The sequence below is a fragment of the Sanguibacter sp. 25GB23B1 genome (assembly GCF_040012415.1).
GTDB lineage: Bacteria > Actinomycetota > Actinomycetes > Actinomycetales > Cellulomonadaceae > Sanguibacter.
The window spans coordinates 115,312-136,070 of record NZ_JBDYKL010000004.1 but is presented as its reverse complement, the minus strand read 5'-3'; the positions used below and the strand labels follow the sequence as shown (position 1 = coordinate 136,070).

General features: G+C 70.5%; 14 protein-coding genes and 1 pseudogene. 2 read left to right on the top strand and 13 right to left on the bottom strand.

All coding sequences use genetic code 11. The annotated features are described in order from the left end of the window. Nucleotides 1-46: 46 nt before the first annotated feature. Entirely contained in the window at nt 47-1,516 is a 1,470-nt protein-coding gene (locus ABKW26_RS04295; RefSeq protein WP_348591200.1) for a threonine/serine exporter family protein, read from the top strand. A gap of 48 nt (nt 1,517-1,564) precedes the next feature. Here the strand turns inward: ABKW26_RS04295 and ABKW26_RS04290 are convergent, their stop codons facing one another. Further along, nucleotides 1,565-4,282: an HAD-IC family P-type ATPase gene (locus ABKW26_RS04290; protein WP_348591199.1), complete on the bottom strand. Its 2,718-nt coding sequence runs from the start codon at nt 4,280-4,282 to the stop codon at nt 1,565-1,567. Between the two features lie 2 nt (nt 4,283-4,284). Then, on the bottom strand, nt 4,285-4,917 hold the full coding sequence (locus tag ABKW26_RS04285) for a universal stress protein (protein ID WP_348591198.1): 633 nt from the start codon (nt 4,915-4,917) through the stop codon (nt 4,285-4,287). 147 nt (nt 4,918-5,064) lie between these two features. Between ABKW26_RS04285 and ABKW26_RS04280 the strand changes: the two genes are divergently transcribed. Further along, nucleotides 5,065-5,946, top strand: a complete 882-nt coding sequence (locus ABKW26_RS04280; RefSeq protein WP_348591260.1) for a metal-dependent hydrolase — start codon at nt 5,065-5,067, stop codon at nt 5,944-5,946. A 15-nt stretch (nt 5,947-5,961) separates the two neighbouring features. Here the strand turns inward: ABKW26_RS04280 and pyk are convergent. The 11 genes and pseudogenes from pyk to hisI form a co-directional block, all read right to left on the bottom strand. Continuing rightward, nucleotides 5,962-7,365 (bottom strand): annotated as a pseudogene (pyk, locus tag ABKW26_RS04275) (pyruvate kinase); the annotation flags it as partial. 98 nt (nt 7,366-7,463) lie between these two features. Beyond that, nucleotides 7,464-8,930, bottom strand: coding sequence for a glutamate synthase subunit beta (locus ABKW26_RS04270; RefSeq protein ID WP_348591197.1), 1,467 nt, complete (start codon nt 8,928-8,930; stop codon nt 7,464-7,466). Next, nucleotides 8,923-13,497: a glutamate synthase large subunit gene (gene gltB / locus ABKW26_RS04265; RefSeq protein WP_348591196.1), complete on the bottom strand. Its 4,575-nt coding sequence runs from the start codon at nt 13,495-13,497 to the stop codon at nt 8,923-8,925. Before gltB ends, ABKW26_RS04270 begins: the two co-directional genes overlap by 8 nt. A 180-nt stretch (nt 13,498-13,677) precedes the next feature. Beyond that, on the bottom strand, nt 13,678-14,574 hold the full coding sequence (lgt, locus tag ABKW26_RS04260; RefSeq protein ID WP_348591195.1) for a prolipoprotein diacylglyceryl transferase: 897 nt from the start codon (nt 14,572-14,574) through the stop codon (nt 13,678-13,680). Beyond that, nucleotides 14,571-15,401, bottom strand: coding sequence for a tryptophan synthase subunit alpha (trpA, locus tag ABKW26_RS04255; RefSeq protein ID WP_348591194.1), 831 nt, complete (start codon nt 15,399-15,401; stop codon nt 14,571-14,573). The genes lgt and trpA overlap by 4 nt, the downstream gene beginning before the upstream one ends. Next, nucleotides 15,398-16,642 (bottom strand): tryptophan synthase subunit beta, encoded by a 1,245-nt coding sequence (gene trpB, locus ABKW26_RS04250; protein WP_348591193.1) that lies wholly within the window; start codon nt 16,640-16,642, stop codon nt 15,398-15,400. Before trpB ends, trpA begins: the two co-directional genes overlap by 4 nt. Nucleotides 16,643-16,756: 114 nt before the next feature. Beyond that, nucleotides 16,757-17,569, bottom strand: coding sequence for an indole-3-glycerol phosphate synthase TrpC (gene trpC / locus ABKW26_RS04245; protein ID WP_348591192.1), 813 nt, complete (start codon nt 17,567-17,569; stop codon nt 16,757-16,759). Nucleotides 17,570-17,743: 174 nt separating this feature from the next. Continuing rightward, nucleotides 17,744-18,013, bottom strand: coding sequence for an HGxxPAAW family protein (locus ABKW26_RS04240; protein ID WP_348591191.1), 270 nt, complete (start codon nt 18,011-18,013; stop codon nt 17,744-17,746). Nucleotides 18,014-18,073: 60 nt separating this feature from the next. Continuing rightward, a complete protein-coding gene (locus tag ABKW26_RS04235; protein WP_348591190.1) occupies nt 18,074-18,661 on the bottom strand; it encodes a Trp biosynthesis-associated membrane protein in 588 nt (195 codons plus the stop codon). Beyond that, a complete protein-coding gene (locus tag ABKW26_RS04230) occupies nt 18,658-20,193 on the bottom strand; it encodes an anthranilate synthase component I (protein ID WP_348591259.1) in 1,536 nt (511 codons plus the stop codon). Before ABKW26_RS04230 ends, ABKW26_RS04235 begins: the two co-directional genes overlap by 4 nt. A gap of 74 nt (nt 20,194-20,267) precedes the next feature. Next, complete coding sequence (gene hisI, locus ABKW26_RS04225; RefSeq protein WP_348591258.1) at nt 20,268-20,684, bottom strand: phosphoribosyl-AMP cyclohydrolase; 417 nt, start codon at nt 20,682-20,684, stop codon at nt 20,268-20,270. Nucleotides 20,685-20,759: the final 75 nt, after the last annotated feature.

The window sequence follows — 20,759 nt, the reverse complement described above, 5'->3', positions numbered from 1 at the left end:
GCAGCATGGCGTGAGGATCGGCCGCGCACGCCCCTAGACTCGCCGGATGAGACAGCGGCTGGACGTGCGGATGCTTGCTCGACGTGTCGTCGGCGGCGCACCGAATCTCCAGACCGGCCTCCGATCGCGACCCGAGGGGCTGGACTCCTCCGCCGTGCGCGGCGTCCTCGAGCTCGGCCTCCGGATCGGCGAGTCGATGCTCGCCCTCGGCGCCTCCGCGGTCGACGTCACGCGGGCGATCCGCACGGTCATCCGGGCCTTCGGGCTCCACGGAACCCAGGTGGACCTGACCTTCACCTCGATCACCGTCTCCTACGACCGCGGTGGCGACGAGCTGCCCGTGACGATGATGCGGATCGTCCGGGACCGGATCCCGGACTACGGTCGGCTGCAGCAGGTCGTCGAGCTCGCTCAGGACGTCGCGGCGACCCAGGTCGCCCCGGAGGACGCCGCGACACACCTCGAGGACGCACACGACCGGCTCGACCACGTCGTCACCGCGCCGCAGACCTACCAGCGCTGGGTCATCACGGTCGCGCTGTCCGCGATGGCCGGGGCCGTCGCCGTCCTGCTCGGCGGGTCCGTCGCCGTCACGGTCGTCGCCGCGGCGACGACCGCCGCGATCGACCGCGTCGTGTGGGCGCTCGGCCGACGTGGCCTCCCCCCGTTCTTCCTCCAGGTGGCCGGCGCCGGGGTGGCCGCGCTCGTCGCCGTCGGGCTCTACCTGGCGGTGCCGCACCTCCCGATCGAACCGTCGCTCCTTCCGCCCTCGCTCGTCGTCGCGTCCGGCATCGTCGTCCTGCTCGCAGGCCTGTCCCTCGTCGGCGCCGCCGAGGACGCGATCTCAGGATTCCCGGTCACTGCGGCCGCCCGGTCGTTCGAGGTCGTCGTGCTGACCCTCGGCATCGTCGTGGGGATCACCGGCGTGCTCGACCTCGCCCGTCGCCTCGGCGTCCCCCTCGTCCTGTTCGACCCTCCGGCGACGACGGCCCCCCTCGTCCTGCGTGCGGTCGCCGCATCCGTCGTCGCACTCGGCTGGGCCGTGGCGTCCTACGCCCGGCCACGCGCCGCGTTCGTCGCCGCCGGGATCGGCGGGCTGTCCTGGACCGTGCTGACGGTCGTGCAGGAGCTCGGAGCAGGCCCGGCGGTCGCGTCAGCGATGGCGGCGCTCGTCGTCGGCCTCCTGTCAGAGTGGGCGTCACCGCGCCTCAAGGTGCAGCCGATCGTCACGTCCGTGTGCGGGATCGTCCCGCTCCTGCCCGGGCTCGCGATCTACCGCGGGCTGTTCGACATCGTCTCCAACACCTCGACCGGGATCCTTCCAGGGTTCTCGGAGCTGTTCGGCGCGATGATGATCGGCCTCGGCATCGCAGGCGGCGTCACTCTCGGGGAGTTCCTCGGAGCGCCGCTGCGCCTCGGGACGAAGGGTGGTGGGCGCACCCGGAGCGGCGCCATGCGCGGCGTCACGCAGCGAAACCTGCGCCAGCTGCGCCGCCGGCCCGCCGCCACCAGATAGAGCGACCGACCGGGCCGACCTCACCACCGCGAGAGCCGGCACGCCCTCTCACGACGCGGGTCTCCGCAGGCGCTTGTCCGCAGCGACGACAACGCTGGTCGCCAGAGCGACAGCCACGATCCGCAGCCACACGTCCGCGCCGATCGGTGCCGTGCCGAACACCGCGTTCATGGCCGGCAGGTACGTGAGCGCGACCTGTCCGGCAGCCTGGACGAGCACACCGACGACGAGCCAGCGGTTGGTGAAGAGCCCGATGTGCCACGCCGAGTGCACCATGGAACGGCAGCTGAACAGGTAGAAGGCCTCGACCACGACGAAGAGGTTCAGCGCCGCCGTCCGGGCCTCCGCCAGGTCCGCTCCCGCCGCGAGCTCGCGCTCGAACAGCCACCATGCCCCACCGACGAGCATCGTCGACACGAGCAGCACCCGCACCATCAGGGCACGGGTCAGCAGGGACTGGTCCGGCTCGCGCGGGGGCCGGGTCATGATTCCTTCCTCCTTCGGCTCGAAGGCCAGCGTCAGTCCCAGCGCGACGGCAGTCGTCATGTTGATCCACAGGATCTGGGTGGGCAGGATCGGGAGTGCGGCACCGACAGCGATCGCCACGAGGATCACCAACCCTTCGCCGATGTTCGTCGGCAGCGTCCAGGTGATGAACTTGGTGAGGTTGTCGAAGACCCCGCGTCCCTCCTCGACCGCCGCCTCGATGGTGGCGAAGTCGTCATCGACGAGCACCATGTCCGCGGCGTCCTTCGCGACCTCCGTGCCGCCCCGTCCCATCGCGACGCCGATGTCGGCCTGCCGGAGGGCCGGGGCGTCGTTCACGCCGTCGCCCGTCATCGCGACGACGTGACCTCGGGACTCCAACGCCTCGACCAGCCTGAGCTTCTGCTCTGGGGACATCCTCGCGAAGACGACTGCCCGGTCGACCGCGTCCGCGAGATCGTCGGCCGGCAGCGCGGCCACGTCCGTACCGGTCAGCACCAGTCCGTCGAGGGGCCCGTCGCTGTCGAGCAGGCCGATGCTCTGCGCGATCGCGGTGGCGGTGGCCGCGTGGTCCCCCGTGATCATCTTGACCGAGATGCCCGCGGTGCGGCACGCGGCCACGGCCGCCGCCGCAGCCGGGCGCGGAGGATCCAGCATGCCCTGCATCCCCGTGAGGACCAGGGGGCCCATCGAGCTCTCGGAGAGGTCGTCAGGGCCGTCCGCGGGGCGCATCGCCGTGGCGAGCACGCGCAGGCCCAGGCCGGCCAGGTCCTCTGCGGCGCGGTGCACGGCGTCGCGGTCCACCGGGCGGTGCCGACCGGCAGCGTCCATCTCGTCTGCGCACAGGGCGAGCACCCGCTCGACGCCACCCTTGACGAGCAGCACGTGGCGCACTCTGTCGAGGTCCGAGGTGTCCCGGTGCACGGTGGCCATGTACTGGCGTCCGGAGTCGAACGGCAGGGTCCCGACCCGGGAGAGCATCTCTCCCGCGCGGTCCGCCCCCGCTCCGGCCTTGGCCGCGACCACGAGCATCGCTCCCTCGGTCGGGTCGCCGGCAACCTGCCAACGTCCGTCGTGGTCGACCAGCGCGGCGTCGTTGCAGGCCGCGCCGACGAGCAGGGACCAGCGCAGCGCCTGGTCGGCACTCGTCGAGGCCGGCCCTCCGCCGTCGGTGCGGTGCAACGAACCGTCCGGTGCATCACCGGGGCCGGTGACCTCGTAGCGCGCGTCTGGCGTCCAGACCGTCCGGACGGTCATCCGGTTCTCGGTGAGGGTCCCGGTCTTGTCCGAGCAGATGACCGTCGCGCTGCCCAGCGTCTCGACGGTGGGCAGCCGACGGATGACCGCCCGCCGCCGCGCCATCCGCGCCACGCCGATCGCGAGCGTGACGGTGACCGCCGCAGGCAACCCTTCGGGGATCGCACCCACCGCCAGCGCGACCGCGGCAGTGAACGTCTCGACGGGGTCCTGCCCACGCGCGAGACCGGTGGCGAAGGTCGCTGCGGCGAGCGCGAGGATCGCGATCGTCAACGTGATGCTGAAGCGAGCGAGCTTGCGGGTGAGCGGCGTAGCGAGGCTCTCTGCCGCGCCCACCAGACGGTGGATCTCGCCGAGCTCCGTCTCCGGCCCCGTCGCGACCACGACGCCGGCACCGCTACCCGTCGTGACCAGGGTCCCGGAATAGCCCATGTTCAGCCGGTCCGCGACCGGTGCCGACTCCGGCACCACCACCTCGTCCTTGCCGACCGGGAAGGGTTCTCCGGTGAGCGCCGACTCGTCGATATGGAGGCGCACGGACCTCGTGAGCCGGACGTCGGCGGGTACCTTGTCCCCCGCCTCGAGCAGGACCAGGTCACCAGGGACGAGCTCCTCCGACGGCACCGTCCGTGTCCGGCCGTCGCGGACCACCCGTGCGTGGGTGCGCACCATCGACCGCAGCCCGTCCAGCGCCGACTCTGCCCGGCCCTCCTGCACCAGGCCGACGATCGCGTTGACGACGACGACGCCCAGGATCACCCCCGAGTCGACGTACTCGCGAAGCCACGCCGTGATGGCCGCCGCGGCCAGGAGGACGTAGATGAGCGGGTGGTGTATCTGACGCAGGACCCGTCGCAGAAAGCTCGTGCGGGCACCTGCAGGAAGGACGTTCGGCCCGAACCGGTCCAGCCGCTCTGCCGCGTCGTCACCGCTCAGACCGTGGTGCGGGTCGCTGCCGAGGAGCAGCACCACCTCGTGGGCCGGCAGGCCGTGGTGGGCCGCCGTCTCCGACGACCCCACCATGATCAGAGGGCCGTCGTACCGACGGCGGGGCTGCTCGCCCCGACGATCAGCACGGGCGCAGGCGCCGTGCGCACCAGATCCTCGGCGACGCTGCCCAGGATGCGCACGGACAGACCCCGTCCGCGGCGACCTACTGCGATGAGGTGCACGTCGTTCTGCTCGGCGCACTGCACGAGCGCTCGGGCAGGGGGCCCGGCAAGCACCTCGCACACGACATCGCGCTCACCAGCCATCCGGCGGGCAGCTGCCAGACGCTCCTGAGCGAACCCCTGCTTGCCGCGCCAGTCCAGGTCCGCCGCGTCGTAGTCCACCACCGCCGCCAGCACGAGCCGGCTGGCCTCACGCGGCAAGAGGTCGAGCACCGCCTCCAGAGCCGCCTGCGACTCCGGTGAGCCGTCGACCCCGACCAGGGCCCGTCGACCCGCAGAGGCCGCCTCGCGATCGTCGGCGACGAGTACGCGAGGTGTCCGCTCGACGCGCTCCGAGGCGATGACGGCCAGTACCGGACCGAGGACCACTGCGCTCAGGAGCCACAGCGGGTCTCGGTGCCCCTGCCGGGCCATCCACAGCATCGTCGCCAGGCCCGCACCGACCCAGAGCCCCACCACGAGGATCGCGAACTGTGCTCCTGTCATGCTGCGACCCTTCCACGGGACGTTCGCGCATCGCCAGTGCCGAACGACCCTATCCGGCCAGGTCAACCGGATTTCCGAACATACGTACGAAGTGCGAGGATGTCCGTCGATGCCGGTCAGGGAGGATTCCTACCAGCGTCGTCCCCGTTGCACCACGACGACTGCACGGCTCACGCCGCTGCCGTCCCTGCACACCTGGAGATCCTCATGATGGGCGCGCACCACGCCGCGACCGGGGCGGCCGCCTGGGTCGCCGTCGCCGGCACCGGACCGCTCATGCTCGGCCTCTACCCGGTCTCGGACTCTGGCCTCCTCGTCGGGACGGTCGTCTGCGCCGGCGCCGCACTCCTCCCGGACGCGGACCACCACTCGGGCACCATCAGCAACTCGTTGCCTCCGCTGTCGAAGGCGGTCACGAGGATGATCGCGCGTGCGTCCGGTGGCCACCGCCACGGGACCCACGGCCTCCTCGCGATCGGTGCCGGGTCCGGGCTCGCCACCCTCGTCGGGCTCGTGGGCCTGCAGACGGAGACCTACGGGCGCGTCGCTCTCGGGGCCGGCGTCCTCTCGCTCTTGCTCGTCGCCTATGCGGCGAAGGCCCTGCGCATCACCGAGGACGGGACATGGTTGCGCTCGTGGATCCTCGCGCTGGCCCTCGCGACCTTCGTGACGCTCTACGCACCGAACGAGTGGGAGTGGCTACCTGTCGCCGTCGGCCTGGGTATCGCGGCGCACATCGCCGGGGACATGCTCACGACGGGCGGCGTCCCGCTCCTGTGGCCGTGGAAGCCACGTCCGCCACGCTGGTGGTCGCGCACGAACATCCTCAACGACGTGTGGCAGCCGAGCGGCTGGATGGGGCTGCCCATCCTCGGCAACACCGGTTCCGCGAGGGAGTGGGCCTTCGCGATCCCCGTCAGCGCCTACGCCACGTACGGCTTCATCGTGGGAGTCGTCGGGATCATCCGCTCGTTCACCACCGAGACGGTCGTCACGGACATCGTCGGAAACCTGTGGCTTCTCCTCTGACCACTCTCCGGAGGCGATGCGGTGGACGAGGATCGAGTTCGTCGTGCCGGACACGCCGACCGGTGCACCCGAGACGACGACGACGAGGTCGCCGACCTCGACAAGACCGTTGGCGCGCAGGGTGGTGTCGACCTGGCGGACCATCGCGTCCGTGCTCTCGACCGACGGCACCTCGTACGTCTGGGTGCCCCAGGTGAGGGACAGCACGTTGCGGACCGCGGTGCGCGGCGTGAACGCGACGAGCGGGAGCGCCGAGCGCAGACGGGACATCCGCTTCGCGGAGTCACCCGACTGCGTGAACGTCACGAGGAACTTGACGCCGAGGATCTCACCGATCTCAGCAGCGGCGCGGGTGATCGCTCCACCGCGCGTGTGCGGCGTCGAGCCGAGAGGCGCGATGCGCTCACGACCGAGTTCCTCGGTGCTCTCGATGATGCGGGCCATGGTCCGGACGGCCTCGATGGGGTAGTCCCCCACACTGGTCTCGCCGGAGAGCATGACGGCGTCCGCACCGTCGAGGACGGCGTTGGCGCAGTCGGACGCCTCGGCGCGCGTCGGGCGCGGTGCGGTGATCATGGACTCGAGCACCTGCGTGGCGACGATGACGGGCTTCGCGCTGCGGCGAGCCATCTCGACGGCGCGCTTCTGCACGAGGGGAACCTGCTCGAGGGGAAGCTCGACGCCGAGGTCGCCACGGGCGACCATGATGCCGTCGAACGCGTCGATGATCTCAGCGAGGTTCTCGACAGCCTGCGGCTTCTCGATCTTCGCGATGACGGGGAGGATGCGTCCCTCCTCCTCCATGATGCGACGCACGTCGTTGTAGTCGACCGCGCTGCGCACGAAGGACAGCGCGATGATGTCGGCGCCGATCCGGACGGCCCAGCGGAGGTCCGCCTCGTCCTTGTCGGACATGGCGGGGACGGAGACGGCAACACCCGGGAGGTTGAGGCCCTTGTTGTTCGAGACCGGGCCACCGACCTCGACGCGGGTGACGACCCGGGGGCCCTCGACCGCGGTGATGCGGACGAGCACGCGGCCGTCGTCGATGAGGATGGGGTCTCCGACGCGGGCGTCGTTCGGCAGACCCTTGTGGGTCGTGGAGCACAGCTCCTTGGTGCCGACGACGTCTTCCGTCGTGATGGTGAAGGTGTCTCCGACGTTGAGCCACTGCTTCTCGTCGTCGGCGAACCGGCCGAGACGGATCTTCGGGCCCTGAAGGTCGACGAGGACCGCGACGGAACGGCCAGAGGCCTCCGCGGCGGCGCGGACGTTGTGGTAGACGGCCTCGTGCTCGGCCACCTCACCGTGGCTGCGGTTGATCCGCGCGACGTCCATACCGGCGTCGACGAGGTTCTGAACCTGCTCGGGGGAGGCCGTGACGGGCCCAAGGGTGCATACGATCTTTGCTCTGCGCATAGCTCCAGCCTAGTTGCTTGTGTCGATAGTGCTGTCGGGACGTAGGTCTTGGTCGGGCGTGAATCACGTGCTGGGCCGGTCTCGACCTCGAGGAAGACTCAGGGACGCAGTGCCACCGTCGTCGCCCTGACGGGTGCCGGAAGCTCTGTCCCGCCTTGCAGGTAGGCGTCGACGGTCGCTGCCGTCGCCCTTCCCTCGGCGATCGCCCAGACGATGAGCGACTGTCCACGCCCCGCGTCTCCGGCGACGAACACCCCAGGGAGCGCCGACGAGAAGTCGTCCTCCCGGGCGATGAGCCCCCGTGCCGTGACGGGCACGCCGGTCTGCTCGGCGATCGTCGTCGTCTCGGGACCCGTGAAGCCCATCGCGATGAGGACGAGGTCTGCGGGGATGACCCGCTCCGTCCCTGCGAGGGGCACGCGGCGACCGTCCGGGAGGTACTCGGTCGTGGCGACGGTGAGGGACCGGACGTTGCCGTCCTCGTCGCCGAGGAACTCGACCGTCGACGCGAGGTAGTCCCGCTCGCCACCCTCGGCGTGCGAGCTCGACACCTCGAAGAGCAGCGGGTCGGTGGGCCACGGCTGCCCGGCGGGTCGCTCGAGCGGCGGCTTCTTCCCGATCGCGAGGGTCGTCACCGAGGCAGCCTGCTGACGCAGCGAGGTCCCGATGCAGTCCGACCCCGTGTCACCACCACCGATGACGATGACGTGCTTGCCTGTCGCGAGGATCTGGTTCTCGACCTCCTTGCCCGCCACGACCGCGTTGGCCTGGTGGAGGAAGTCCATGGCGAAGTGCACGCCAGCGAGGTCGTTCCCGGGGATGGGCAGAGACCGCGGGACCGTCGCTCCCGTCGCGACGACGACCGCGTCGAACCGTGCTCGCAGCTCGTCCCACGTGATGTCCGCACCGATGTCGACGCCCGGGCGGAACCGGGTGCCCTCGGCGACCATCTGGGCGAGACGACGCTCGACGTGGACCTTCTCGAGCTTGAAGTCCGGGATCCCGTAGCGCAGGAGCCCACCGATCTCGTCGTCCCGCTCGTACACGGCGACGGTGTGGCCGGCACGCGTGAGCTGCTGCGCGGCCGCGAGCCCGGCAGGACCGGACCCGACGACCGCGACCGTCTTGCCGGTGAGCCGCTGCGGCACCTGCGGCGTGACGTACCCGCGGGCGAACGCCTCGTCGATGATCGAGACCTCGACGTTCTTGATCGTCACCGCCGGCTGGTTGATGCCGAGGACGCAGCTCGACTCGCACGGCGCCGGGCAGACCCGACCGGTGAACTCCGGGAAGTTGTTCGTCGCGTGCAGGCGCTCGATCGCGTCCTCCCACTGGTCCCGTCGGACGAGATCGTTCCAGTCCGGGATGAGGTTCCCGAGCGGGCAGCCCTGGTGGCAGAACGGGATGCCGCAGTCCATGCAGCGCCCGGCCTGCACCCGGACGAGCGCCGAGTCCTCGACGCGGTGCTCGTGCACCTCGCGCCAGTCCATGAGGCGGACGGGGACAGGACGGTAGGCCGGGAGCTCGCGCTCCCGGACCTTCAGGAATCCGCGCGGGTCAGCCACGGGCCACCTCCAAGATCTCCTCCCACGCACCTGGCGCGGACAGGTCCGTGCCCTGCGCCTCGGCCGTGGCCAGGACTGCACGGACGCGTGCGTACTGTGCGGGCAGGATCCGGGTGAATCGTGCCAGTGCTGCGGGCAGGTCGGCGAGGAGCTGGGCCGCGACGGGCGAGTCCGTCTCCTCATGATGACGACGGATGAGCGCCGCGACGATCTCGGCGTCCTCGTCGTCGAGCGGTGTGAGCGTGAGCTCGCCCGTCGTCGCCGCGGCGACGTTGAGCGCCTCGAGCCGGAGGTCGAGCACGTACGCCGTCCCGCCGGACATCCCGGCACCGAAGTTCCTGCCCGTCCCGCCGAGGACCACGACGGCCCCACCCGTCATGTACTCGCAGCCGTGGTCGCCCACGCCTTCGACGACGAGGGTCGCACCGGAGTTGCGCACCCCGAACCGCTCGCCGACCTGGCCGCTGAGGAAGATCTCCCCCGACGTCGCGCCGTAGCCGATGACGTTCCCGGCGATGACGTTCGCCGACCCGGTGAGGACGGCAGACCGGTCGGGTCGCACGACGATCCGACCACCCGACAGGCCCTTGCCGACGTAGTCGTTCGCGTCACCGAAGAGCCGCAGCGTGATCCCGCGCGGCAGGAAGGCACCGAGGGACTGACCGGCAGATCCGGTGAGCGTCACGTCGATCGTGTCGTCGGGCAGGCCGGCCCCGGCGTACCGCTTGGTCACCTCGTGGCCGAGCATCGTACCGACCGTGCGGTTGACGTTGCGCACCGGCATGGCGAGGCGCACCGGCTCTCCGTTCTCCAGTGCAGCCTGGGAGAGGGCGATGAGCTGGTTGTCGAGCGCCTTGTCGAGCGCGTGGTCCTGGGTGGTCGTGTTGCGCAGCGACGATCCCTCGACCGGTTGCGGCACCGCGAGCACGGGACCGAGGTCGAGGCCCTGCGCCTTCCAGTGGTCGATGGCCCGCCGCGTGGAGAGCGCCTCGACGTGACCGACGGCCTCCTCGAGCGTCCGGAACCCGAGGGTCGCGAGGTGCTCGCGCACCTCCTCGGCGATGAACTCGAAGAAGTTCACGACGAACTCCGGCTTCCCCGTGAACCGCGCACGGAGCTCGGGGTTCTGCGTCGCGACGCCGACCGGGCACGTGTCGAGGTGGCAGACGCGCATCATGATGCAGCCGGAGACGACCATCGGAGCCGTCGCGAAGCCGAACTCCTCGGCGCCGAGGAGCGCACCGATGATGACGTCACGGCCGGTCTTCATCTGACCGTCGACCTGCACGACGATGCGGTCGCGCAGGTTGTTGAGGACGAGCGTCTGCTGGGTCTCGGCGAGGCCGATCTCCCAGGGCGTTCCGGCGTGCTTGAGGGAGGTGAGCGGGCTCGCGCCCGTCCCGCCGTCGTGCCCCGAGATGAGGACGACGTCGGCGTGCGCCTTCGAGACACCCGTCGCGACGGTGCCCACACCGAACTCCGAGACGAGCTTCACGTGGATCCGAGCCACCGGGTTGGCGTTCTTCACGTCGTGGATGAGCTGCGCGAGATCTTCGATCGAGTAGATGTCGTGGTGCGGCGGGGGCGAGATGAGACCGACGCCGGGTGTCGAGTGCCGGGTCTTGGCGACCCACGGGTACACCTTCGGTCCGGGCAGCTGACCTCCCTCGCCGGGCTTGGCGCCCTGGGCGAGCTTGATCTGGATGTCGTCGGCGTTCGTCAGGTACTCCGACGTGACACCGAAGCGCCCTGACGCGACCTGCTTGACCTTGCTGCGCCGCTCGGGGTCGTGGAGCCGGTCGGAGTCCTCTCCGCCCTCACCCGTGTTGGAGCGTCCGCCGAGACGGTTCATCGCGATCGCCAGGGTCTCGTGCGCCTCGGCCGAGATGGACCCGTAGGACATCGCACCCGTGTTGAAGCGCTTGACGATCTCGGAGACCGGCTCGACCTCGTCGAGAGGGATCGGCTGACGGTCAGGAGCGAACTCGAGGAGACCGCGCAGCGTCATGAGTCGTTCGGACTGGTTGTCGACGCGCTCGGTGTACTGGCGGAACACGTCGAACTGACGGGTGCGCGTGGAGTGCTGGAGGCGGAAGACCGTCTCCGGGTCGAAGAGGTGCTCCTCTCCGTCCCGGCGCCACTGGTACTCGCCGCCCACGGCGAGGCGCTGGTGGGCCTGGAAGTTCCCCGACGCCGGGTACGCCTCGGCGTGGCGCGCCGCGACCTCGGCCGCGATGACGTCGAGCCCGATGCCGCCGAGCCGGCTCGTGGTCCCGGTGAAGTAGTCACCGATGAGCTCGTGCGAGAGCCCGAGCGCCTCGAAGACCTGGGCGCCGCGGTAGGAGGACATGGTCGAGATGCCCATCTTGCTCATGACCTTGAGCACGCCCTTGCCGAGCGCCTTGATGAGGTTGGCCACAGCCTTGTCGGGGCCCACGCTGAGGAACCCCGACGTCGCGAGGTCCTCGACGGTCTCCATCGCGAGGTACGGGTTGACCGCGGCAGCGCCGTACCCGATGAGGAGCGCGACGTGGTGCACCTCGCGCACGTCACCGGCCTCGACGATGAGCGAGACCTGGGTGCGCGTGTGCTTGCGGAGCAGGTGGTGGTGGACGGCGCTGAGGAGGAGGAGCGACGGGATGGGAGCGAGGTCCTGGTAGGAGTCGCGGTCGGAGAGCACGACGAAGCTCATGCCGTCGGCGACGGCCTCGTCGACCTCGTCGAAGATCTCGTCGAGGCGGGCCCGCAGGCTCGCTCCCCCACCGTCGACCCGGTAGAGACCCCGGATCGTGATCGCCTTGAAGACGCCGTCGAGCTTCGGCGCCTTGTGCACGTTGATGATCTTCGCCAGCTCGTCGTTGTCGATGACGGGGAAGTCGAGGATGAGCTTGCGCGCGTGGTCGGGGATGTCGGAGAGCAGGTTCGGCTCGGGGCCGATCGCTCCACCGATGGCGGTCACGAGCTCTTCGCGGATCGCGTCGAGCGGCGGGTTCGTCACCTGGGCGAACATCTGCGTGAAGTAGTCGAACAGCAGCCGGGGGCGCGCCGAGAGCACGGCGACGGGCGTGTCCGTGCCCATGGCACCGAGCGGCTCGCCACCCGTGTCGGCCATCGGTGTGAGGAGGATCTTGAGCTCTTCCTCCGTGTAGCCGAAGGCGCGCTGACGCCGCTGCACCGAGGCAGGGCTGTGCACCACGTGCTCACGGTCGGGGAGCTCGTTGAGGTAGACCGAGTTCTCCTCGACCCACTGCTCGTAGGGGCGCTGGGCGGCGAGCTGGGACTTGACCTCGTCGTCGGAGACGATGCGACCGCGCGCCGTGTCGACGAGGAACATGCGGCCCGGCTCGAGGCGGCCCTTCTTGACGATCGTGGCAGGGTCGAGGTCGAGCACGCCGGCCTCGCTCGCGAGCACGACGAGGCCGTCCTCGGTCACCCAGTAGCGGCCGGGGCGGAGCCCGTTGCGGTCGAGGACGGCACCGATGAGCGTCCCGTCCGTGAAGTTCAGGCAGGCCGGGCCGTCCCACGCCTCCATGAGGTTCGCGTGGTACTGGTAGAACGCTCGCCTCTCGGGCGTCATCTCTGCGTGGTTCTCCCACGCTTCCGGGACCATCATGAGGACGGCGTGCGGCAGCGACCGTCCACCGAGGTGGAGGAGCTCGAGCACCTCGTCGAACGTCGCGGAGTCGCTCGCACCGTCGCTGCACACGGGCAGGAGGCCGGAGAGGTCGCCGAGGTTCTCGCTCTGGAGCTTGCCCTGACGAGCAGCCATCCAGTTGCGGTTGCCACGGACCGTGTTGATCTCGCCGTTGTGCGCGATGAGACGGAACGGCTGTGCGAGCGGCCACGAGGGGAACGTGTTCGTCGAGAAGCGGGAGTGGACGAGCGCGAGCTCGCTCGCATAGCGCGGGTCGGACAGGTCCGGGAAGAACGGCTCGAGCTGAGCCGTGGTGAGCATGCCCTTGTACGTGAGCGTGCGAGCAGACAGCGAGGCGAAGAAGAGCCCGAGCTCGTTCTCGGCGCGCTTGCGGAGCCGGAACGTCCGGCGGTCGAGGTCGATACCGGAGAGCTCGCGGGCGGGGTCAGCCACGACGAGCTGCCGGAACGTGGGCATCGACGCACGAGCGCTCGGCCCGACGAGGTCCACCGTGACGGGGACGTCGCGCCAGGCGAGGACGTCGAGCTTCTCCTCGGCGGCGATCGCCTCGACGGCGCGTGCGACCTCGTCCGCCTCGGCGGGATCCTGCGGGAGGAACGCCATGCCGATCGCGTACGAGCCGGACGGCGGCAGGTCCGCGGACACGACGTCGCGGACGAAGGCGTCGGGGATCTGCGTGAGGATCCCGGCGCCGTCACCGCTGTTCTCCTCGGCACCGACCGCACCGCGGTGGTCGAGGTTGAGCAGGGCGGTGAGCCCGGCGTCGACGATGTCGCGGCCCGGCGTGCCACGCAGGGTCGCGACGAAGGCGACACCGCACGCATCATGCTCTGCGCGCGGGTCGTACAGCCCCTGGGCGACCGGCGCTTTCGCGGTCGCTGGGCTGGTCGCGCTGTGCAGCGGCGGAGTCATCGGCACCGTCCTCACGGGAAGACCGGCACAGAACCGGGCTTGACTGAACATCGGGAGTTGTGCGGGACGCCATCGGCCCGGAGAGCAAGACGATACGCTCCGGCAGGTGCCGTGGTATCGGGACAGGTGGTCATGTCACGTCTAGTACTCGTGACGAGCTCACGGTGGTGGCTGACGAGGTCACTTCGGTTCGGGACCAGGACTACTGACGTCCGTCGCTGTGGACGGGGGTTCGAGCAGAACGGACTCGTCGCGCCCGGGGTGGCGGCGCCCGACAACAATAAACGCTATCAAGGCACCGACCCCGACGATGATGGATGTCCAGACGTTGAGCCGCAGGCCCAGCACCATCTCCGCCTCGTCGATGCGCAGCGCCTCGATCCAGAGGCGACCGGATGTGTAGAGCACCACGTACAACCAGAATACGCGACCGTGCCCGAGCCGGAAGCGCCTGTCCAGATACATGAGCAGGAACGCCGCAGCGATGTTCCAGAGCATCTCGTAGAGGAACGTCGGGTGGAAGAGGGTGCCCTCCGCGTAGCCGGGCGGGAGGTGTGCCGCATCGATCTCGAGACCCCAGGGCAGAGTGGTCGGAGCGCCGAAGAGCTCCTGGTTGAACCAGTTGCCGAGCCGGCCGATCGCCTGCGCGAGCAGCAGCCCGGGAGCCAGCGCGTCGGCGAAGGCGCCGAAGCGCACCCCGACACGCCGACAGCCGATGTAGGCACCGACGGCGCCGAGGGCGACAGCACCCCAGATCCCGAGGCCTCCCTCCCAGATGGCGAAGGCCTTGGCCGGGTCGCCGCCCTCCCCGAAGTAGGCGTCCGGGGACGAGAAGACGTGGTAGATGCGTCCGCCGACGATCCCGAACGGGACCGCCCAGAAGGCGATCTCGTAGACCTCCTCGGGGTCACCACCCCGTGCCTTCCAGCGCCGGCCCGTGAGCCAGGCGGCCACGAAGATGCCTGCGAGGATGGCGAACGCGTACGCCCGCAACGGGACCGGTCCGAGGTACCAGGTCCCCTGGCTCGGGCTCGGGATCGAGGCGAGGACCACCTCGTGCACCCTGGGGGCGATCACGCTGTCTGTCCTGGGGTCGTCCCTGCGGCACGCGCACGGTGGACACCTGCGGCAAGACCGGCAGCGACCTCCTGCATGGCGGCGAGCCGCTCAGCGAAGGGACCGGGTGCCAGCAGCGGCCGGACGAAGGCGGACCCGACGATGACACCGTCGGCGTAGCGACCGACCTCTGCGGCCTGCTCCGGCTGGGAGACGCCGAGGCCGACGCACACGCGCTCGGCACCCGCGGCACGGGTGTCCTCGACGAGCTGCTCGGCGCGCAGCCCGACGGTCGCGCGCTCACCGGTCACGCCCATGGTCGACGCCGCGTAGACGAACCCGCGCGACGCGCTGGACGTCGACGCGAGCCGTGCCGGCGTCGAGCTCGGCGCGACGAGGAAGACCTTGTCGAGGTCCCGGGCGTCAGCGGCGGCGATCCACTCCCCTGCCTCTTCGGGGACGAGGTCGGGCGTGATGAGTCCGGCCCCACCGGCGGCGGCGAGGTCACGCGCGAACGCGTCCACCCCGTACCGCAGGACCGGGTTGAAGTACGTCATCGCGAGGATCGGTGCACCACGACCGGCGACGGCCTCCACCAGGCGGAACACGTCGCGCACACGGGTGCCTCCGGCCAGGGCGACGTCGACCGCCTCCTGGATGATGGCGCCGTCCATGACGGGGTCGCTGTACGGGATGCCGAGCTCGATGATGTCGGCACCGGCGTCGATGAGGCCGAGGACGGCGGCCACCGACTCGTCGAACGTCGGGAAGCCGACCGGGAGGTAGCCGATGAGGGCTCCGCGTCCGTCGGCCTTGAGGCGGTCGATGGTCTGTGCGGTCGCGCTCACGACTCGCCTCCCTCGGTCAGCTGGGCGTCGGCGTCGACGAGCTCGAACCACTTCGCAGCGGTTGCCACGTCCTTGTCGCCACGGCCGGAGAGGTTGACGAGGATGAGCTCGTCCGTCCGCCCTGCGTCGCGGGCGGCGATGCCGAGCTTCATCGCGCCGGCGAGGGCGTGGGCCGACTCGATCGCGGGGATGATGCCTTCGGTGCGGCAGAGGAGCCGCAGCGCCTCCATCGCCTCGGCGTCGGTGATCGGGACGTACTCGGCCCGGCCGATGCTCGACAGGTAGGAGTGCTGCGGACCGACGCCCGGGTAGTCGAGCCCTGCCGAGATGGAGTGGCTCTCTCGCGTCTGTCCGTCCTCGTCCTGGAGGAGGAAGGTGCGCGCGCCGTGCAGCACACCCGGCGCTCCTCCGGTGATGCTCGACGCGTGGCGGTCGGTGTCGGCACCGTCTCCGCCTGCTTCGAGACCGACGAGCCGGACTCCGGCGTCGTCGAGGAAGGCGTCGAAGATCCCGATCGCGTTCGATCCACCACCGACGCACGCGGCAACGACGTCCGGCAGGCGACCGGTGAGGTCGAGCACCTGCTGGCGCGCCTCCACACCGATGATCCGCTGGAAGTCGCGCACCATCGCCGGGAACGGGTGCGGGCCGGCCGCCGTGCCGAACACGTAGTTCGTGGTCTCGACGTTCGTCACCCAGTCGCGCAACGCCTCGTTGATCGCGTCCTTGAGAGTCCGCGAACCGGCCGTGACGGGCACGACCTCCGCTCCGAGCAGACGCATCCGGGCGACGTTGAGCGACTGCCGCTCCGTGTCCTCCTCGCCCATGTACACGACGCACTCGAGATCGAAGAGGGCTGCGGCGGTCGCTGTGGCCACACCGTGCTGGCCGGCACCGGTCTCGGCGATGACGCGCTTCTTGCCGAGGCGCTTGGTGAGCATCGCCTGGCCGAGGACGTTGTTGATCTTGTGCGAACCCGTGTGGTTGAGGTCCTCGCGCTTGAGGAGGATGCGGGCGCCGCCGGCGTGCTCGGCGAACCTCGCGACCTCCGTGATGATGCTCGGTCGCCCTGTGTACGAGCGGTGGAGCTCGAGGAGCTGCGCAGCGAAGGCGGGATCGGCGACGGCTGCGCGGTACTCCGCGTCCAGCTCGTCGAGAGCGGCGATGAGGGCCTCGGGGACGTAGCGTCCACCGAACTCTCCGAAGTAGGGGCCTTGCAGGTTCTGCAGCGATTCAGACAACGGTCTGGTCTCCTTGAGTGCATGTGCGGCCGGGCGCCTTCACGGCGGCGGCGGGGCACCGGGCGTCCGACGCGCCGGGTGGGAAGAACGTGCGAGGGCCTCGTCAGCCGTCAGTCAGTGGCGCACGGCGCGCAAGGACGGGTGGGATCCCGCGGCGACGAGGTCCGCGACCGAGGAGCGCGGCGACTCCCCGGTGACCAGGGCCTCTCCGACGAGCACCGCGTGGGCGCCGGACCGCGCGTAGTCCATGACGTCGTGCGGGCCGCGCACGCCTGACTCAGCGATCTTCACCGTGCCTGCCGGGATGGCCGGCGAAAGAGCGGCGAACGTCGAGCGGTCCACCTCGAGCGTCTTGAGGTTGCGCGCGTTGACACCCATGAGCCGCGCACCGGCGTCGACGGCGCGCGCGACCTCCTCCAGCGTGTGCACCTCGACGAGAGCGGTCATGCCCAACGAGTGGACACGGTCGACGAGCGACTCGAGGACCGTCTGCTCGAGGCCCGCCACGATGAGGAGCACGAGGTCCGCACCGTAGGCACGGGCCTCCCACACCTGGTAGGGCGAGACGACGAAGTCCTTGCGGAGGATGGGGATGTCGACCGCCGCGCGCACAGCCTTGAGGTCGGCGAGGCTCCCGCCGAAGCGCCGCTGCTCCGTGAGGACGGAGATCACGGACGCGCCGCCCTTCTCGTACTCGCGTGCGAGCGCGGCCGGGTCGGTGATCGGGGCGAGCGCACCCTTGCTGGGGCTCGAGCGCTTCACCTCCGCGATGACCGCGACGGCGTCCTCGCCGCTGAGACGGCTCACGCACTCCAGCGCGTTCGGCTGGCGGAGCGCCTTCTCCTTGAGCGCTGCGAGCGGCGTCGCCGCCTCGCGCACAGCGAGATCCTCTCGAACACCGACGATGATGTCATCGAGTACCGTCATGACGCCTCTTTCCCCGAACGCTGTGGTGCTCCGAACCCGAGCCTGCCCCGAGGCCGGACGCCAGGTGTCCAGCCTGCCTCTGGGAGCAGCTACGAGCCATCGTAGGGCCGCGCCCCGCGTGGTCGGTCCAGCCGCGCTGCCGTGAGACAGACGTGGGTGGACTGGTGGGCGCGATCAGTGCGCGTTCGCGTCCGAGGTGCCCAGCGCGCCCTGACCGTAGCCGGCGACGGACAAGAGCTTTCCGCCGACGAGGCCCACGAGGACGACCGCCGCTCCGACCCAGACCAACCAGAGCATGGCGATGCACATCGCCACCCCCACGATGGTCGATCCGAGGACCACGACGATCGTCGTGAACCATGCGGCGCGGGTGTGCCCGTGGTTGGCGGGCGGTGCGGACGGTGGCAGATAGGAGATCTCTGTCTGCGCGGAGGTGTCAGCCATGGGTGCTGCCTTTCATCAAATGTGGTCCCAGACTACCGAACACCGTGAGCGAAGCTCGCCTCATGTGGGGTCCGTCCCTCGACTGAGCGCGTCCCACGCCTCCTGCTCGTCGTCCGGCGGGCCTGCCTCCTGCTGGGGTGCCTCGAACCGCCGCGTCTGGCGCGTCCACTCCACGGGAGCGAGGGCAGCCCAGGCTGCCGCAGCGACGACCGCGACCGCGAGCACCACCGTGAGGTACGGGAAGATCGAGACGTCGACGACCTCGGGCGGTGCGACGACACCGGTCGCCTCGGCGACCGCGGTCCGCGCCGCAGCCGACGGGGAGAGGAGCACGGCCAGCGCCGAGCCGCCGACGACGACGCCGGCGACCGCGACCACGACGAGCGCGAACCACCGACCGACCCGACCGACGATGCCGAGGGCGAGCGCTGCCGCGACCACGACGAGCGCGGCGGCGCTCACTCCCGGAGCCGCACTCGTGCCCGTGACCGTGACGTCCACGCGGTCGGCGAGCGCCGTCGTGCCGGAGCTTCGCAGCCAGACAGGGGCCGCGCTCGCGAGGCTCGCAGCGCCGAGGGTGAGCAGGAGGAGGACGACACGCCGCCGCCCTGGTCGCGTGCCGCTCGTCGAGGCACCGTCCGCCGTCATGGACGCGCCGCCAGGCGGCTCGCGACCTGGACGGCACGGACCGCGGCTGCGGCCTTGTTCCGGGACTCCTCGTACTCGAGCGCGGGGACGGAGTCCGCGACGATCCCACCACCGGCCTGGACGCTCGCGCGGCCCCCGCGGATGAGGGCTGTCCGGATAGCGATCGCCATGTCCATGGTCCCGTCGAACGCGAAGTAGCCGACCGTCCCGCCGTAGATCCCGCGGGACGCGGGCTCGAGCTCGTCGATGAGCGCGATCGCCCGTGGCTTGGGCGCGCCCGAGAGCGTGCCCGCGGGGAACGCCGCGCAGAACACCTCGAGCGCGGTGGCGCTCGGTCGCAACCGCCCGACGACGGTCGAGCAGATGTGCATGATGTGGCTGAAGCGCTTGATCGCCATGAACTCCACGACCTCGACGCTCGCGGGCTCGCACACCTTGACGAGGTCGTTCCGCGAGAGATCGACGAGCATGATGTGCTCCGAGATCTCTTTCGGGTCGGCGAGGAGCTCGACACCGAGCGCGACGTCCTCCTCGGGGGTGGCACCACGCGGACGGGATCCCGCGATGGGGAAGGTCACGACGCGGCGGTCGGTCACCTTGACGAGGGTCTCGGGGCTCGAGCCGACGACGGCGAAGTCCGCGCCGGCGGCGTCGACGAGCTGGAAGTAGTACATGTACGGGCTCGGGTTGATCGTCCGCAGCACGCGGTAGACGTCGAGCGCCGACGCGGGACAGTCGAGGTCGAGCCGCTGCGAGATGACGACCTGGAAGACCTCGCCGTCGACGATGGCCTCCTTGCCGCGACGCACGGCCTCCTCGAACTCCTCGCGCGTGGAGCGGAACTCGAGCTCGGGCTCGGGGGTGTCGGCCAGGACCCGCCGCACATCGGCACCGCCGACGGAGGCTCCCGCGACGAGGCTCGCCTCCATGGCGTCGAGCCGCCGCACGGCATCGGCGTGCGCCTCGTCCATGCGCTCGTCGGAGTCGTCGAAGTTGATGGCGTTCGCGACGAGCCACACGCTGCCGTCCACGTGGTCGACGATCGCGAGGTCGCTCGCGAGGCACAGCGTCATCTCCGGGACGCCGAGCTCGTCGGGTGCCGTGGCCGGGAGGGTCGGTTCCCAGTGGCGGACGACGTCCCACCCGAGCGCACCGACGAGCCCGCCGGTGAGCGGCGGGAGCCCGTCGATCGCGTCGGTGTGCAGGACCCGCAGCGTCGCCTCGAGCACCTCGAGGGGGTCCCCGGACGTCGGGACGCCTGCCGGGACGTCGCCGTGCCACACGGCGCGGTCACCGTCGACGGTGAGGGTCGCTCGCGAGGCGACCCCGATGAACGAGTAGCGGGACCAGCCGCCGTGGATCTCGGCCGACTCCATGATGAACGTGCCCGGCCGACCGGCCGCGAGCGTGCGGTAGAGGCCGACGGGGGTCACGTCGTCGGCGAGGAGCCGACGGACGACGGGGATGACACGGCGATCACGCGCGAGGGTGCGGAAGTCCTCCAGCACGGGCCACGTCTCGCCCCATGCCAGCGTGTGCGGGCTCGGTCCGTCCGTCGGCGCCTCGTGCTGTGCGGGCGTGGCTTCGTGGCGTGCGGGCGTGGCGGTCACGACGCGTCCTCCTCGTCGTCTCGCGTCTCCGCGGACGCGGCGTCTGGTCGGTCTGTCCCGTCGACGGCTCCGAGGTCGCCGCCGGTGAGGAAGCAGGTGCGCTCCCCCGTGTGGCACGCGGCACCGACCTGGTCGACCTCGACGAGCAGGGCGTCGCCGTCGCAGTCGAGCGAGACGCGCTTGACCCACTGCACGTGCCCGGAGGTGTCTCCCTTGCGCCAGTACTCCTGGCGCGAGCGCGAGAAGAACGTCACGCGTCCGGTCGAGAGCGTCCGCGCGAGGGCTTCGTCGTCCATCCAGCCGAGCATGAGGACCTCACGTGTGTCGTGCTGCTGCACGATCGCGGCGACGAGACCGGCGTGGTCACGCGAGAGCCGCTCGGCGACGGCCGGCGAGAGGGAGCTCGACGGCACGGGACGGGGGTCGGCGGTCGTGGGAGTGGGGGTCGTAGGCACCCGTGGATCTTCCCACGTCCGGGCCAGCCGACC

Coding starts and splice junctions, on each gene's coding strand:
- ABKW26_RS04235 (WP_348591190.1), bottom strand. CDS start 18,661: ATGACGGCGGACGGTGCCTCGACGAGCGGCACGCGACCAGGGCGGCGG.
- gltB (WP_348591196.1), bottom strand. CDS start 13,497: ATGACTCCGCCGCTGCACAGCGCGACCAGCCCAGCGACCGCGAAAGCG.
- ABKW26_RS04295 (WP_348591200.1), top strand. CDS start 47: ATGAGACAGCGGCTGGACGTGCGGATGCTTGCTCGACGTGTCGTCGGC.
- ABKW26_RS04290 (WP_348591199.1), bottom strand. CDS start 4,282: ATGGTGGGGTCGTCGGAGACGGCGGCCCACCACGGCCTGCCGGCCCAC.
- ABKW26_RS04240 (WP_348591191.1), bottom strand. CDS start 18,013: ATGGCTGACACCTCCGCGCAGACAGAGATCTCCTATCTGCCACCGTCC.
- trpC (WP_348591192.1), bottom strand. CDS start 17,569: ATGACGGTACTCGATGACATCATCGTCGGTGTTCGAGAGGATCTCGCT.
- ABKW26_RS04285 (WP_348591198.1), bottom strand. CDS start 4,917: ATGACAGGAGCACAGTTCGCGATCCTCGTGGTGGGGCTCTGGGTCGGT.